The 15,279-nt window shown below is 42.1% G+C and carries 16 protein-coding genes and 2 pseudogenes; 2 read left to right on the top strand and 16 right to left on the bottom strand.

Annotated features, from left to right (window positions below; translation table 11 throughout):
* Positions 1 to 259: 259 nt before the first annotated feature.
* The 5 genes from DWY76_RS04740 to DWY76_RS04720 all read right to left on the bottom strand — a co-directional run bounded on the left by DWY76_RS04740 (position 260) and on the right by DWY76_RS04720 (position 4,219).
* Positions 260 to 535 (bottom strand): DUF6870 family protein, encoded by a 276-nt coding sequence (locus DWY76_RS04740; protein ID WP_133300789.1) that lies wholly within the window; start codon positions 533 to 535, stop codon positions 260 to 262.
* A gap of 15 nt (positions 536 to 550) precedes the next feature.
* On the bottom strand, positions 551 to 1,387 hold the full coding sequence (locus DWY76_RS04735) for an ATP-binding protein (protein WP_120080116.1): 837 nt from the start codon (positions 1,385 to 1,387) through the stop codon (positions 551 to 553).
* Positions 1,384 to 2,085, bottom strand: a complete 702-nt coding sequence (locus DWY76_RS04730; RefSeq protein ID WP_120080114.1) for a replication initiator protein A — start codon at positions 2,083 to 2,085, stop codon at positions 1,384 to 1,386. The genes DWY76_RS04735 and DWY76_RS04730 overlap by 4 nt, the downstream gene beginning before the upstream one ends.
* A 105-nt stretch (positions 2,086 to 2,190) precedes the next feature.
* Positions 2,191 to 3,852: a relaxase/mobilization nuclease domain-containing protein gene (locus tag DWY76_RS04725; RefSeq protein ID WP_165852567.1), complete on the bottom strand. Its 1,662-nt coding sequence runs from the start codon at positions 3,850 to 3,852 to the stop codon at positions 2,191 to 2,193.
* The gene (locus DWY76_RS04720) at positions 3,824 to 4,219 is read right to left on the bottom strand and encodes a plasmid mobilization relaxosome protein MobC (protein ID WP_120080110.1); all 396 of its coding nucleotides are present in this window, start codon (positions 4,217 to 4,219) and stop codon (positions 3,824 to 3,826) included. Before DWY76_RS04720 ends, DWY76_RS04725 begins: the two co-directional genes overlap by 29 nt.
* Positions 4,220 to 5,216: 997 nt before the next feature.
* Between DWY76_RS04720 and DWY76_RS04715 the strand changes: the two genes are divergently transcribed.
* Positions 5,217 to 5,603 (top strand): alpha/beta hydrolase, encoded by a 387-nt coding sequence (locus tag DWY76_RS04715; RefSeq protein ID WP_165852566.1) that lies wholly within the window; start codon positions 5,217 to 5,219, stop codon positions 5,601 to 5,603.
* A 40-nt stretch (positions 5,604 to 5,643) separates the two neighbouring features.
* The gene (locus tag DWY76_RS04710; protein ID WP_120080107.1) at positions 5,644 to 5,955 is read left to right on the top strand and encodes a hypothetical protein; all 312 of its coding nucleotides are present in this window, start codon (positions 5,644 to 5,646) and stop codon (positions 5,953 to 5,955) included.
* Between the two features lie 119 nt (positions 5,956 to 6,074).
* Here DWY76_RS04710 and DWY76_RS14325 read toward each other — a convergent pair whose 3' ends face one another.
* From DWY76_RS14325 to DWY76_RS04660, 11 genes and pseudogenes are all read right to left on the bottom strand, one after another.
* Positions 6,075 to 6,869 (bottom strand): hypothetical protein, encoded by a 795-nt coding sequence (locus DWY76_RS14325; RefSeq protein ID WP_243111933.1) that lies wholly within the window; start codon positions 6,867 to 6,869, stop codon positions 6,075 to 6,077.
* A 2-nt stretch (positions 6,870 to 6,871) separates the two neighbouring features.
* On the bottom strand, positions 6,872 to 7,255 hold the full coding sequence (locus DWY76_RS04700) for a VOC family protein (RefSeq protein ID WP_120080105.1): 384 nt from the start codon (positions 7,253 to 7,255) through the stop codon (positions 6,872 to 6,874).
* 131 nt (positions 7,256 to 7,386) lie between these two features.
* A complete protein-coding gene (locus DWY76_RS04695; protein ID WP_120080103.1) occupies positions 7,387 to 7,716 on the bottom strand; it encodes a hypothetical protein in 330 nt (109 codons plus the stop codon).
* Positions 7,717 to 7,790: 74 nt separating this feature from the next.
* Positions 7,791 to 8,585: a hypothetical protein gene (locus DWY76_RS04690; protein WP_120080101.1), complete on the bottom strand. Its 795-nt coding sequence runs from the start codon at positions 8,583 to 8,585 to the stop codon at positions 7,791 to 7,793.
* A 130-nt stretch (positions 8,586 to 8,715) separates the two neighbouring features.
* Entirely contained in the window at positions 8,716 to 9,618 is a 903-nt protein-coding gene (locus tag DWY76_RS14320; protein WP_243111947.1) for a sugar phosphate nucleotidyltransferase, read from the bottom strand.
* A gap of 48 nt (positions 9,619 to 9,666) precedes the next feature.
* A pseudogene (locus tag DWY76_RS14495) lies at positions 9,667 to 9,990 on the bottom strand (VanZ family protein); the annotation flags it as partial.
* A 447-nt stretch (positions 9,991 to 10,437) separates the two neighbouring features.
* Positions 10,438 to 11,214: an acyltransferase gene (locus tag DWY76_RS04680; RefSeq protein WP_120080097.1), complete on the bottom strand. Its 777-nt coding sequence runs from the start codon at positions 11,212 to 11,214 to the stop codon at positions 10,438 to 10,440.
* A gap of 16 nt (positions 11,215 to 11,230) precedes the next feature.
* The gene (locus DWY76_RS04675) at positions 11,231 to 12,673 is read right to left on the bottom strand and encodes an oligosaccharide flippase family protein (RefSeq protein WP_120080095.1); all 1,443 of its coding nucleotides are present in this window, start codon (positions 12,671 to 12,673) and stop codon (positions 11,231 to 11,233) included.
* A gap of 68 nt (positions 12,674 to 12,741) precedes the next feature.
* Positions 12,742 to 13,560: pseudogene (locus DWY76_RS04670) on the bottom strand (glycosyltransferase); the annotation flags it as partial.
* A gap of 49 nt (positions 13,561 to 13,609) precedes the next feature.
* A complete protein-coding gene (locus DWY76_RS04665; RefSeq protein WP_120080091.1) occupies positions 13,610 to 14,590 on the bottom strand; it encodes a DUF6625 family protein in 981 nt (326 codons plus the stop codon).
* Positions 14,571 to 15,053 (bottom strand): acyltransferase, encoded by a 483-nt coding sequence (locus DWY76_RS04660; protein ID WP_347562225.1) that lies wholly within the window; start codon positions 15,051 to 15,053, stop codon positions 14,571 to 14,573. Before DWY76_RS04660 ends, DWY76_RS04665 begins: the two co-directional genes overlap by 20 nt.
* Positions 15,054 to 15,279: the final 226 nt, after the last annotated feature.

Raw genomic sequence — 15,279 nt, 5'->3', positions numbered from 1 at the left:
CGAATTTATATCAGGGTATAACAAAAGCCTTCCACCTCCTTAACGAATCGGCAATACTGTTCGTCAGAGAAGCGAAAGGCTCCACATTTTTTTGTAGAACAAGCCTACCGAGCAAGTTCTGCTCAGTTTGCACATTCCTATTTTCTTACCCACAAACAGCTTACCAGAATCATCATCCTTTGTCCAGTGCTTTATCACATTAAAGTATGAAATTTTCTGTGTGATTTTTCAGCAGCTTGCCGAAATATTCTCTGCCTTTTCAGCTGGCCGATTGAAAACACCTGCCAATGCGCTCAGACAGTGTACTGCTCCCTCTCGGTACAAAGTTCAGCTTCACAATGATTCCGTTGTCCAGATAGCAATAAGGATTTCCGACCTTATCCAGCAGATTTTTCAGCCTTTCCTCTTGTGGCAATCCGTGTTCCACTGCATCCCGCGGCAGTTCCTGCAGTTCATGCTGTTCTATCGTGCGGATGTCCCGGTTCTTCATCTGGCGGATCTGCGCCAGCCAATTCATTGTGCCGTTTTCTTTCAATCGCGTTCCTCCCATTCAGGCCAGAAGTGTTTTCAGCAAGTTCAATTTTGCCTGTCCTATGTTCTTTCTCATACTGGGACCTGTGCAGGCAATCGGTGTACACAGTTCCAGCAGACGGTCATAGATACGGGCGTGTGCGGTATCCTGCGAGTTCTTCAACTCCGTCAGAGTCAGGTTCGTGGTAATGATCAGCGGTTTCTGGCTGCGGTAGCGGCTGTCGATGATGTTATAAATTTGCTCCAATGCATATTCCGTGCCGCGCTCCATGCCAAAATCATCAATGACAAGCAACGGATAGCCGCAGAGCCTATCCACGACTTCATTCCGCCCGGAAAAGGCGTTATTCAGTTCATTCATAATTCGGGCAAAATTCGTCATGCAGACGGCCACTTCCTGTTCCATCAGGGCATTGGCAATGCAACCCGCCATAAAACTCTTGCCTGTACCAACACCGCCCCAGAGCAGCAGCCCCACATTCTTTCCCCGCATTTCCGGCCAATAGTCCACATACCGCTGCGCCAGATGCATCTGTGGGTTCTGCCCATGATCGTTTTCAAATGTCCAGTGCTGCATCGCCCAGTCGGTAAAGCCCTGCAGCTTCAACCGCCGCACGTTCTCGTGATGCAGCCTTGCCCGCTCTTCTTCCTCCTGCTTTTTCCTAGCTTCTTGTCGGCACTGGCATTCAGCCGGATGGCGGTCACGCCCAAACAGCTTTCTTCCGTTTGGGAAGAACGCTTCCTTGGGGGTATTGCAGCTGCCGCAGTACAGCAGCCCATCTTCTGCAACATAGTCCTGCGGTTCCACAGAGATCGTCATAAGCCTGTCCATCGCTGTCTGGATCGTTTCCGTCATAAACTTTCCTCCTTGTTGTAGGTATAGTCCGGGATGCCTGCTCCCGGTTTCTGTTGTCTTTTCTTCCGTGCCGACCAACTGCGCAGGGTCGCCGCATGGTCTGCGTACTTCCTGCCTGTAGACTGCATATAGATTGAAAGGTCATCAATCAAGGAATCCAACTCTGCAATTTCCATTTCCAGTTCCGAATAATCTTCCAGAAAAACATTCCGATATCGCCCATACGCTTCTTTAGTTCTATTCAGTTGGTTCAATCTTAGGTTGTTCTTATTTATTTGGTTAGGTGTGCAGTTTTGCGCAACCGTATTGCCCACTTTTGAGCAATCAGGCTGCTCATTTTTGACCATCTCGACTGTGCATTTCTGCGCAGTAGATGGGAAGCTTAGGAACACCTGGTTTGGCTTGGAAAAGCCATTGGACCGCCGTTCGATCAGCCGTGCGGCTTCCAGTTCCCGCAGGGCACGGGTGACACTGGAAATGCTGCTCTGAAGATCTTCCGCCAGCCCTGCCAACGGATAGAGCACATATGCCCGGCCCTGCACATCCACCCAGCCGTTCTTCTGCGAAAGAGTCATACGGTCCAGCAACAGAACATACGTCAATCGTGCCGTATGGGAAAGGCTCATCTGCAGCAGAAATTTCGGATAAGGGAAATAAGCGGGTAGTGGGGTTTGTGCTTTGATGTACTCTTTACTCAAACTTCCTCCTAATCGTTTTCAAAAGTCCCTGCCGAATGGGAAAGCCCTGCACAGGCTTACGCATCCGGCAGGGTTCCGGGGTGCGGGGTGGAAGACCCTGCTGATTTACAGGCTCATATCATAGCTGCGCTTCTTGCGTTTCGGTTGACGCTCGCGCTGTTCCTGTCGAGCCTGCTCCTGCCTTGCCTTTTCGCGGACTCTAGCCTCCCACTCGCGTTTCCATGCAAGGTCGGATTTCATTTCATCGTTTTTTCGGAAGATGCTGTACACATTATCCGATGCAATTTCCAGACGCCGGGATTCTTCCCTCAGGGGAGCATATGCCTTTTTCCTCTCCGCGATTTCTTTCGTCAGTTCTTCTTTCCGCTGTTTCAAGGATTTCAGCGATGGCAGCTTTCCATCGTTTTCTTCCCGGAAATATTTCACGGATTCTGCATAGGCGTCCAATTCCTTGGAATGCTCTGCACGGAATTTCTTCTTGAAAATTGCTTTCGCAAATTGCTGCTGGACATCTTTTGTAGAAAGATACTGCCCCGCATAATGAATCTGTTCATTGGTTTTGTACAGTTCATCCTCTGCCTGTGACAGCCGTTCATACGCTGCCTGCGCATTGGACTGTGCTGTCTTACACAGATCGTTCAGTTCCGTCAGGTCGTTGATGTTGTTTTCCTGTACCCATACCAGCGTTTCAGCCATTTTCTGCAAATTGCTGATTTTGACCTTTAGCGCATACGCCAGATTTTCCTGTGCCTTGACATTCTCCTGCAGGTCCACAACGAGCCGCAGCCTAGTTCTGGTCGTAAAGATCAGTATGGGGTCTTCCTTGTACCGCAGATTCTTCTCGGCGTTCTGAACAAAGAATCCTTCCAGACATTCTCTTTTGCAGCTTTCTCCCAGAGAACGCTCCGATATGAACTTGTTCCGTTCCGGCGGCAGATAGCTGTAACGCCCACGTTGTGTTTTGACAAAAATGTCATATTCATCCTGTAGGATGTTTTGAAAATCTTCATACGAGATTGCTTTCTCACGAGCAGCGGCAACGGCATCCCGGATAAGCTGTTTCTGTGTTTGAAATTTTGTCGGGTTTGGCGTAAAACCTTCCTTTTCGATTTCCTGTTTTTTCTCATCCAGCCGCCGCTGCGCCCAATACTCCGCTTCGGTCACGCCCGTTCTGGATGGCGACAGCAAATCGACCTGATGCAGAAATTCGCGTTGGCATAAATCCATGAGGGATTTCTGCAGATGCTTCAGGTACTCGTTTGTTACATGGTGCTTGTACCCTGCCTTGCAGTCGATGGGTCGCTCCATGAAGGGCTGCTGGGGCACATCCAATTTTCGCAAGCTGTTGATTACGATATGGACATGAATGTTGCCGCTGCCATTGTGCCCGTCCATGTGCGTACAGACCAAAGCCTGATGCCCCGGAAAATTCGCTTTTGCATATTCCAGTCCAAGCTCCTGCGCCCGTTTCCCCGTCAAACAATTTTCTGTGCTGTCCCGTGGATCAAAGCTGATGATGTAATGGTGGCTTTTGATTTCATTCTTGTTTTTGTTCTTCTGATATTCGCGGTTCAACTGCTGGCAGGCCGCATCAAAGGAATAGGGTTCACAGTTCAGACCGTCCAGATAAAACTCATCCCGCATGATGCGATTTCCGTTTTGGTCAAGGATCGGAGTTTTCCGAAGCTCGTCATGTTTGAAAATCAGATACTCCAGCGCAGCACCATAGTTGGAACTCTTACTTGCGATATGCTTTAAGATTGCCATAGTTCTTTCCTGCCATTTCTGCGACCTGCTCCCGCATTTCAAAAATGCAGGAAATCGCATGGTTGATGTTTTCGTGCATCGCACAGGACTGGATACCGCCGCTGTTGATGAAAGCCGCGATCTGGTTCAGGTTGTTTCCGATGGCGGCAAACTCCCGTGTGATGGCTTCGATCTCGTCCGGGTGGACATAGAACACATACGAGGTATTCACGCGACCTTTCATCAGCATCTGCGCTGCAAATTGAGAGAGGGTCATCCCGGCATCTTCTGCCTGCCGGTATAAAAGTTCATGTACTGTTTCTGTAACTCGTGCGGAGATTACTTTTGTCTTTACGATAGATTTCACTTTTTTCTTCGTCCGTGGCATGGGGTCTCCTTTCCAAAATCAAAAATTTGATTTTCCCGGCAGTGCATCTGCACTCCGGCTGTGACCTGCTGCGACAGGCCACCAACAGGCAAAATCATGTGATTTTGCACGATGTGAGGGTATGGGGAGCACAATCCCCATCAAGATGCCGCCGTAGAAAAATCGCCCGTAGGAGCGGTTTCGTATACAAAGGCGAATCTTGCTCTTAACTACCGTCCACTCTGTCCCAGCCCGTTCCTGCCCGATTCTCTCCGACGTTTTTTCTGGTAAGACGCGCAGAATGCACATTCAGTACCGGAGGTATCCTGCTGGGGTGGCTCATGCGATTTTCAAGGTGCGATGTGACTTTGTAAGGAATTAGGGATTTTCACAAGTGAATCCAACAGCGAATAGGTCTGTTTAGAAAAATAGTCCTTACACCCTATACAAACTCAAAGGGGGATTTTTAAACCGGATCTTTTTAAAATTCAAAGAAATTTCACTTTTTCAGCATTCCCCTATACCTATAACATTCTAAAAGGGGTGTTTGGCAACCAGTTTTTTGAATTTTGTTGAACTACCTAATTTTAGAACATAGATTTTGTTTATTTTCCACTCATAAAACTAGAGGAAAGCCGTTTCACAAAAGATTTTGAAAACCCCTACACTAATAGGAATCCGCAGAGCTGTTTTGGAATACAGTTCTGAAAAAATTTATAATTTTAAATAAAAAGAAAAACGGCAAAGTTCAAAATCGAACCTTACCGTCATCCATAGAGATGTCTTATAAAGTAAAAATACTGCGGCAGACAGGTGTTGCGCCTGCTCATCGTGGACATATTGCTATTTTAACATTGTGTAACTGTTACTGATATTCATGCACTGAAAATTTTTGTAGATTACAGCAGTGCAGTTTCTATCAAGCTATTGCTTTTCTCTTTTTCAGATATATAATTCAGACAAGCCAATTCGATTTATAGGTTTTGTTGGGAGGTTTTCTCATGGCAAAGGTAAACCGTTGGTCTTCATTCCCGGCCTGACCTTCTCTGGTGAGATTTTCAAGAACCAACTGGAGTATTTCTCCTCTGAATATCGTGCCATTGCTATCGATCCTCGCGGCCAAGGCTATTCTGCCAAAACCGTGGATGGCAACGACTACCTGACTCACGGCCGCGATGTAGCAGGTCTGATTGATGCATTGGGTCTCAAAGATATTGTCCTGATTGGCTGGAGCACGGGCAACCTTGACACATGGAGCTACGTGCAGCAGTTCGGCAAAGACAAGCTGCGCGGCGTTGTGACTATCGATATGTCTCCGCTCCCGCTCTCCCCTGACCCGAAGTGGTGGACTGAGGGCACGATTGAAGAGCTGTCAGGTCGCCACACAGGTGTTGACTTCTTCTGAGGGATGCCGTGAGTTCTTTAGCGAGTATGCGACTGGCATCATGATCCAGCATAAGATGGAGCCTGATGAGCTGGAGTATCTGCTGGATATTTCCGGCCGCACGCCGTACTGGATCTGCCGTCAGCTGTTCTGCGACGCTGTGTTCTCCAACTATCTTGAAATCGCAAAAGATGTCGGTGCAACGATGCCCAGCCTGATGTTCATTGCAGAACACTGGCAGGGCATTGCAAAGCCCTTTGTCGAAGCACATCTTCCCGGTTACGACACCTACGTCATGGGTGGTCACCTGATGTTCTATGAGTACCCCGAAAAGTGGAACCGTGTTCTGGAAGACTTTTTGAATAAGCTATAATGTGATTTCAGCCGCCTGTGGTTCATTCCGCAGGCGTTTTTTGTATAATCTCCAGGAGTTCACGCAGTGACTCAAACATTGGGTGATTCTTCTTTTCCGCACCCTCTGCGGCATCCGTGTCAGGACGATTTGCTGAACGCTTTCTTCATCTTTTCTTTTGCTTCATCCGGCACGTCGATCAGTCCAAACCGATAGAACATTCCATATATATAGGTCACACCCCGGATATCGCCCAGTGCTTTCGGTCGTTCAACTACTTCTCCTACCTTTTTAATATGGCCCAGAGCCAGCCGCACAGAACTCCACGCCAGGCTTTTACTATTCTCTCTGCGATCGATCCACAGTTCTTTTGTGTACTCGCCGTTACTGCCCTTTTTAATTTCGTAAGAGAATGGCAACCCGGAGTAGGTCTTAAATTTTACTCCAGTATAGGCCAGAACCACACCCCAGAAGTTTTCTTCTGTCGGATCAACCCTCCATCGCTTTATTGCTCTAAATCTCCGCTGCCGCTCTGCTCCTACGCTGATTTTCTCTTTATCTGCTGCGCTTGGGAAGTACACGCCTTTTTCATAAGGCAGGTACGATGTGACGGAGGCTTTGGAAAGTTTAAGAACTGCTGCAGTTGATAGTATGGCGGTTTTGTAGTCCTGTGTTTTTCTATACTCTTCAAAAGTGTTTTTCACTTTCTTCGCCGCATTCGACTTATACACTCCAGCTGTGATGAGTAGCTTTCTCACTTTGATTGGGTTTAGGTTTAGCACATCGGCGATGGATTGGAGGGAGCAGTCCTCCTCATAGAGCGCCACAGCCGCATCCATCTGATCTTTCAGATTCTTCCCGGCATCGTATTCCGGCTTTAACTTTTTCCGGCCGCCGCCAGGCTTTCTGGCTTTATATGCTCTTTTCTCTCCCATAATTATTCGTGCAGTTCCAGCGGCAGTCCATCCGGGTCGTGGAAGAATGTCATCTTCTTGCCGGTGTAATCATCCACACGGATTGGCTCACATTCAATCCCTATCTCCGCCAGCTCTTTCACCGTCTGCTCCACGCTCTCCACACAGAATGCAAGATGACGCAGGCCACAGGCTTCGGGACGGTTCACACGCTTCGGCGGGTTTTCTTCTGCGAAAATCTCGAGCTCTGTGTGCTTATTGACACGAAGATCTAGCTTCCAGTCCTTACGCTCTGGACGGTAGTTCTCTCTGATGACAGAGAAGCCCAGCTTGTTCACATAAAAATTCTTTGCGGCTTCGTAGTCAGATACGATAATTGCAATATGATGTATTTTAGATAAGTTCATTTTCTCACGCTCCATTTTTTTAAATTTTGTTCTTCTTTTATTTTCGTTACAAACTATACGGCATCCTTCAAAAAATACCGTGTGAACTCCTAGAGTTCAGTTTGTCCACACGGCATTTATTTTTTTCTTGGTTATTTCAGTTTTTCGAGGATCTCGTCCGCACTCATACCGCTTGCCAGTAACTTCTTCAGCACAGCCTCTGCTTCGGTCTTCTTCGCTTCTTCAGCGGCCTTAGCATCTGCCTTGGCCTTCTTTGCTTCCAGAGATGCCACTTCTTTTTCGGCCTTCTTCAGAGCAGTCTTTTTCACTTTCAGATCAGCCTTCAAAGTGTCAATGTTTGCCGTGATGGATGCGATTTCCGCTGTGAGTGCTTCCTTTGCGGACTGCTTCTCTGCAATCTGCGTTGCGAAACCAGCAGTCACAGTTTTGGGCTTATTCTTGCTACCTTTTGTTCTGGGCATGAAATCCTACCTCATTTCATTTTATAATGCTATCTAAGTATAACATTGTGAGTGAAAAAATACAATTATTTGATTTACGATTGTCCATTTTGTAATTTCACTTTATTTATTTCCTGCGTATACTTCGCAATCAATTTTCTCTCTTCTCTTGCTTTTAGATATAACGTCACATAGGACTTCATCACATTGCCATTCAATTTACCTTTTGCATTTTGAGCAACCCAATCATTGTCTTTACTCTTAATCATATTGGTCATTGCTGTGATTATTAGTTTTCTATTATCTAAATCATCAACTGTAAGTGGCCAAAGAACAATCTCCTTTTCATCTGATTTTATATATATCCTATAGAATTCCGTCAAAGTATCCAGCAATTCTGGATAAAACTCAAAATTGACATTCTCTATAACATTCATTACATACTTTGCCAACTTCTCTTCATTTTCATAGTAAATTTCAATAGAAGATTTTGCACCCTTTTTCGGAATCATGAGTGAGGCATCATACATTCCTGCCAAATCCGTAAATGCAAACTCATCATCTTCTGCCACATTGATATGAATCTCACTTACATCCAATTTATTAGGGATTGCAATACTTGCATACCCTTCCAAATAAAGCAAAATAAATTGCTGCATAATTCTATCATGCCTTAGGATTTCGTTTGTTTCTGCGGCTTTTCTGTTTTTTGTTTCCACAGCATCAATATATTTTTGTGCAAAGAAAATGGTGATAATCAATCCAAAAATGTTCGTACTCAATCCCAAAAGAAAATTAAAAAAATAACTCAAGGTGTTATCTGACAATGTGAAAGCTATTACTGCAATAGCTAAACCGGTTCCAAACAATAACCAAAATAGTTTCTTCACAATATCGCTCCTGTTTACATAATTAAATTCCTATATTCTTAATCTCCTTGCTGCGTTGCTTGCTGACTGCACAAAACAGTATACAAAGTTTCAAACAACAAGAGCCACGGCTTCCCGTGGCTCCAGTATATCATAAATCGCTAAACAAATCTGTCTTATAGACACCCTTTTCTAACATTTTCTTGAAGCTGTCCTTTACGGCTGCAACATCTTCGTGGTAGGTCATGCCGTACCAGGTGTCGTTGGTCTTCAGAACCTTCACAGACATCTTGCCCTGCTCCAGCAGCTCACCGATGAAGATAGGAATCAGATACTCCGCCTTCAGAGGATTGCCCGGAACCTCTTTCTCGAAGAATTCTTTGAAACCTTCCTCCAGCACATCCAAGAACTCTGGAGTCAGGCCCCACATATTCATGGATACCAGAGAATTCACATCAACAACCACACCGTCTGCCTCTGCTCCATCTGCAGTCTTGACGATGTTCTTGGTTTCCACAACCTCAGTCAAGTTTCCATTCTCATCCATTTTGCAGATGCCACGAGTCACGCCACCGTTATCAGACAGGGTATTCTTCAGTACAAAACCAGCCATGCAAGACTCACCGCCATTTACCAGATACTCGTGGACGGCCTTGAAGCCTTCTTTACCATAGTAGTCATCTGCATTGATGACAATGAACGGAGTATCAATCACATTTTTCGCCGCAAGGACGGCCTGGCCAGTCCCCCACGGCTTTGTCCGGCCTGCCGGAAGTTCTCCCGGAATATCGTTGATATCCTGAAATGCGTAGTCCACAGTTACATTGTGGGACTTGCAAATGGAGGCAATGCGATCACCGATGACCTCTTTGAACTCCTTCTCGATATCCTTGCGGATGATAAACACCACATGATTGAAGCCAGCCTCGATTGCATCATGAATCGAGTAATCCATGATGATATGGTTAGAAGCATCCACCGGCTCCAGCTGTTTAATTCCCGTTCCGAAACGGCTACCGATACCGGCTGCCATGATAAGTAATGTTGTGTTCATATTTTTTCTTCCTCTTTTCATTATTTTTTGTTGCATAGCCCAAACAGCTATACCTATAAAGCCACCAAGCGTATTTTGGAAAATATCCGATAACTGAAATGTTCCTACTCTTAAAAAAAGCTGACATATTTCAATTAAACATGAAAAACCAAAGGAAGTCTTTACAATATTAAACAAGATTTCCTTGTCCAATCCATCTTGTTGAAAAAATCCCAGAACTCCAAAATAAGCAAGTGGGACAAACAGAAGAACATTAAGCATCCCTTCCGTATTCAGAGTGCCATCTGAAGCGAAAACTCCCCATTCCCCAATTATATTTTCCCATGGACATTGCCATATACTGCGGCAAATCAAAGTTCTAGACAGCACCATAAACAGGATGGTAAAGAATGCAAATTTATATCGAGTGATCTTATCCGTTCTAAGCTTATGCCACTGATGAATAAGGCACTTCTTTAATCCTTTATGTTCTACTTCGGGCAAGGCAATCATGCATATTACTGCGAAAATCAGCCCGAATCCTAAATATTGATATATGCTATAAAAAACGTCATCAGCTACTGCTTGCATCTTTTCCTTTCCCTAATGTAATTGAATAGTATAGCAATTAAAGTCGCACTTCCTGCGCAGATAAAGAAGGATACGAGATTATGGTAATCTTCCTTATACAAAACAAGTGCACACAATGCCACAAAGTACATATGGACAAAATATATTGTTCCACTTAAGTTTCTCAGTTTCTTATAAAAATCTCCATGAAGTTCCATCTTTGGACATTTATATATAATCAGGCAGAATAGCATGAAAAAGATTGGAAGGTCAAGCATCTGGCTGAGGTACTGCCCCCCCGATAAGGCTTATAGGAATTTTTATTAGATAAGCAAATAGTGCAATCTTTCCCTTGTGAAGAATTTTTGTCAACTCACCCGACTTCTCAATGTCAGCAATATACATACCCAAAGAAACAAATACTAACGATTGAAAGAGACCATTTCTTGTTGTTGCAAAGATTGAGAAATAAATATTAACTGGACATGCTAATAATGCCGGTAACTTGTCTTGATGTCCCCCAAAAGCGGTAAGAACTATACCAACAAGATATGCCACTGATCCAAAACCTACAATCTTTTCTATTGAAATTCTTTTTGATAAAATATCTATAAGAATCAAGGCGAAGATTAAACCATTGAGATACCATAGCGCCCATGAATAAAAATTATCTCCCACGAGGATATAATTCCGAATACAAAGAGCTGCATATTCTACTGTTTTATTTCCTTCAATAAACCATCCATAAACTGTCACTGGCAAATACACGATAGACCATATGATATAAATATTAAAGATCTTTTTTATGCGGTAGCCAAGTTTTGTATGCAAATCTTTTTCCGGTTGTTTAACAATCAAGAAATATCCAGTACATGCATAAAAGAACGGTACTGCATAGTTTGATATATTATAGTACACAACTTTGTCTAAGAGAACACTAACAGCTTGAAGTGGTCTCGTGTGTATCCCAACTACAAGATATGCACACAAAAATTTTATCAAATCTATCAGTTTGTATTCATTATTGTGTTGCACTTCATCCACCATCCCACTTTCTTCATATTTAGGCCTTATGTGAGATTTTCCCTTTCACTTTATTCACAATCTCGAATATCAAGGTGTTCTTCATAACCAAGTTTACTGCTGTGTATGCGATAACACCACATGAAATCTCTAATATAAGCCCAACAGTATTTGGCAATTTAAACTGCATAATGATGTAGACACTCAGTGCCATCACTGCTGTACTGATAAGTCCCTTCGTCAATGCTTTCATATTAATAGAAAACTTCACTTTTTTCTTCATATAAATGAATTGTACAGCATTCGTAACCAATTCACTAAACACAGATGCTATTACGGCACCATTTTGAAGAAGTGTCGGAATTAAAGCTGCATTCGTTATAATATTTATCACAGATGCAGATGCTGAAGCAGGCAAAATAATCTTTTCGCTCTTTGTACTATAAACAAGCTGGTAGCAGAACAAATCTCCAAAGCCTTTGATTAGAATCAGGGGACACATCAAGCGTATCGTTAAAACAGCAGGTTCAAAGGCCTCACCGTATAAGAACTCAACTGCTTGCGGAGCAACAAGCACCATTCCTACTGTCATTGGAAAAGTCATAAAACACAAGACTTGAAAACCTTTATCTAATAATTTATAAAATCCTTGTCTATCATTGTCATAGTAATAGCTAAGTCTTGGTAACAATGCAGCAGTAATAGCATTCGCCATGGTCAAAACCATTGTAATTGTCTTCTGTGCGTATGTGTAGTACCCAACAGATTCATCCGTTGCCAAGATGTTGAGCATTGTCACATCAATTTTATTGTAAATACTCGATAAGAATATAATACACGCAATTAAAAGAACAGGTTTCATATGACGTTTTAACTCGATTCTAGAGAAATCAAGTGCGACATATTTTCTTGCGTTCAGAACATTAAAAACATAATTTCCGCCTGTGGCCAAACTAGATATAAGCGCATATATTACATAATCTTCCCTTGTTTTCACAAATAAAAATAATGCCAAAAGAGAGAGGCCTTTAATAAGTAAGCTTCGCCCTGTAATATATCCATATTCTTCCAGGCCCTGATACATCCAGTCAATATTAAGATAATTAAAGGCAATAGAAAGACCACAGGCTGCATAAAGTGCCCATTGTCCACTAAAACCCTCATTAACAACCACTAGACCAATGAATCCAACAACTGCCAAAGTTGTCGATATAATATTCACAAGTAGAAGCTCGGTGAACAATTTGTTTCTTTCATATTTTTTTTCTCTAACTTTTGCAAACTCTCGTACTCCATAGGATGGCAATCCAAGTGCTGCAAGTGTCACAAAATAGGAAACAATATTCTGTGCAGAAGCCACTTTACCAACGCCGGCCGGCAGAAGAATCCTTGAGACATAAATAGATGTAGCAAAAGGAAACAGGATATTAGCTATCGTATAAATTACGTTATATATTGAATTTTTAGTTAATGATTTTTGCATTATCTTTTACGGACTATTGTCCAAGAACTCCTTCCATTATTTAACATCGAATTTCTACACAGTCAACCTTATTGGGACTTTTTCACTATTTTAGTTATCTTTTTTTCTACTCTATACGGCAAAGAAATAATCTTAGTAACCGTATGAGCAAATCCATATCCAAACCGTTCTGTAAGATTCCATTCTATATTCTGAAGTTTTCTTTCTTTTGCATTAATCCAAGTCATTGAAAATTGATGGATACTTACAGTTTTGTTTGTAATTGTTGTTTTCCCTGTTAGTGGTGACTTCGGCGAAAACACTTCTTCTTCATAGACCACAATTCCTGCATCTAAGTGTTGATATGTTCTCCTTGTATCATCTAGTCCATATTCTTTTAGGATTTCCGTTTGATAATGCGGACACGCCATTAAATTCAGAGTTCCATCTTCGTTATAAAAGGAAATCCTATCATATAAATCAAGAATCTTTTTCAAAGCTGGATGGCCTTTCTCTGCACCAAATCCCAATCCAAACGCCACTGAATTCTCATAGCTTCTTCCCAGTTTGTCTAGCAATGGGTCTCTCATTTCCCACCCACAATACATTCTATCATTTAAAAAACTATCAAGCTCCTTTACTAACTCAACATCAGTGTCCATATATATGCCACCGTACTTATACACGACATCAATTCTGGCATAATCAGATACAAAAGCCCATTTTTTTTCTTTATAAGCGGCTTTCATATATTCATTGCTATTCACATCGTAATTATTTTCATTCCACTCTATTATCTTGTAGTCTGGACAATACTTTTTCCATGATTCAATACAACGCTTTGCTTCTTCTGGAAGAGGATTCCCTCCAAACCAGCAATAGTGTATTACTTTAGGTATCATAAATTCATCCTCGTCTTCCTTGTACTCTTAAATAACTAGGTCACAATATATATATTCAGATTGTCTTTCTAACGATCTGCTTCCACTTTCTGATTACCCGCTTCTTATAATTATCAATCCAGTACAAATATGGCCATCCGATTGTTAACAAATGTAGTTCGCTACGATTTTTCGGCAACTCTTGCTCAACAAACCTATCTGGTAAGATTTCAAAGCATGCATCTTGTACAGACACTTTAACACGCATTTTACGCATTTGGAGATGAATATAAGCAAATTCTGTCTTCACAAGTTCACTACCATTCCACTCGATTCGCAAAACATTTCCATTATTCCAATAATACCGTGCCTTTTTATACATTTCATTAACAAAGTCGTGTTTAGAAACATCATAAAATGCTCTAATAAATTTTGCAGAAAAGACAGAAGGATTCATGCTCAAATCCTTTTCATAAATCCTTGCTCCATCTTCACGAAAAATGCTATGGACATTGTCATGACTATTACAGTCTTCATCAAACACAAAAATTTTGTCCGTTGTAAATGCTTCTTTATATAAAACACGTCCTTTATAAGACTTCATAAAGCGACGATTATTTTCATACGTGTTTTTATATATTGTCAAATGTCCCGCAGCGAACAATTTATCATAGTCCTCGTTCAACAATGGCGTAACATTTTTTTCGAGGTTTCCAAAAATCAAATCGCAATCACAGTGGCCCCAGTAATCAAAGTCCTTAATGTATTTCTCAAATAGAAACCCATAGGCAGGTTTGTAATCACATAATTTATATGCTGATTCAAGTACAATCTTAAATCCAAATTTTTCGTTAGCTATCTTACGTATTTCATCAAGTGTAGTTTTAATAACATGAACATTTTCTGGACAGGCATACTTAAACTCATTGTCAGTAAAAATCATCCATGTGTATGTAGGGTTGGCCTCACATGATTTAAGAAAAAGCGGGAAATAATTATTAAATTGTCCAAAGTAGGGTAAAATCAAGACACATCTTTTATTTTTCTTCCTCATCATCAAAACAATACCTCATAAATTCTTCATAATTAGAAAATTCAGGAGCATGTTCTTCCATATACTCAATTGACTGCTTTTCTGTATTGCCTAGCTTAAGCTTATTTGAAAACACATTGTTTATTAAAACGCTACTTTTTGTTTCAAACAGCATAAAGTACTCATGAAAAACCTCTGGATCGGGCCGACGTTTAAAACGCTCATAATACCTCTGAGCTAATTCTTTCGCTTCAGCCTTTTGTTTAGCGTAACGTTTGTCAAAGAATTCATTAATACTCATCAACTTTCTCGCTGGAACGCCCGCATAAACGCTGTCAGACTCGCAATCCTTTGTAACTAGACTCCCTGCTCCAACCACAACGTTATCGCCTATTTTCACATTTCTTTCTATAATTGTATTCATACCAATAAATACATTGTTTCCTATTTCGACTATACCACTAGCTCCAAGGACCCCCCCCGACAATTTTTAAGAACCGACCATGAATAATCGTGTGTTAAAATTTTTACACCCTCAGTAATCCTTACATGATCACCAATAGTAATCATCCACGGATACTGCTCATCAATTAGCGTCTTTGTCGGGACATATATAATGCAATCGCTTCCAATTTTCATTCCTATCGATCTTAAGTGTTCAATATAAGATGATGATTCTGCCTTATACCCATAAGCGGTCTTTCTCAAAATGC

The organism is Faecalibacterium sp. AF27-11BH, from assembly GCF_003603005.1.
Lineage (GTDB): Bacteria > Bacillota > Clostridia > Oscillospirales > Ruminococcaceae > Faecalibacterium > Faecalibacterium taiwanense.
This window is presented reverse-complemented; position numbering and strand designations above follow the sequence as displayed.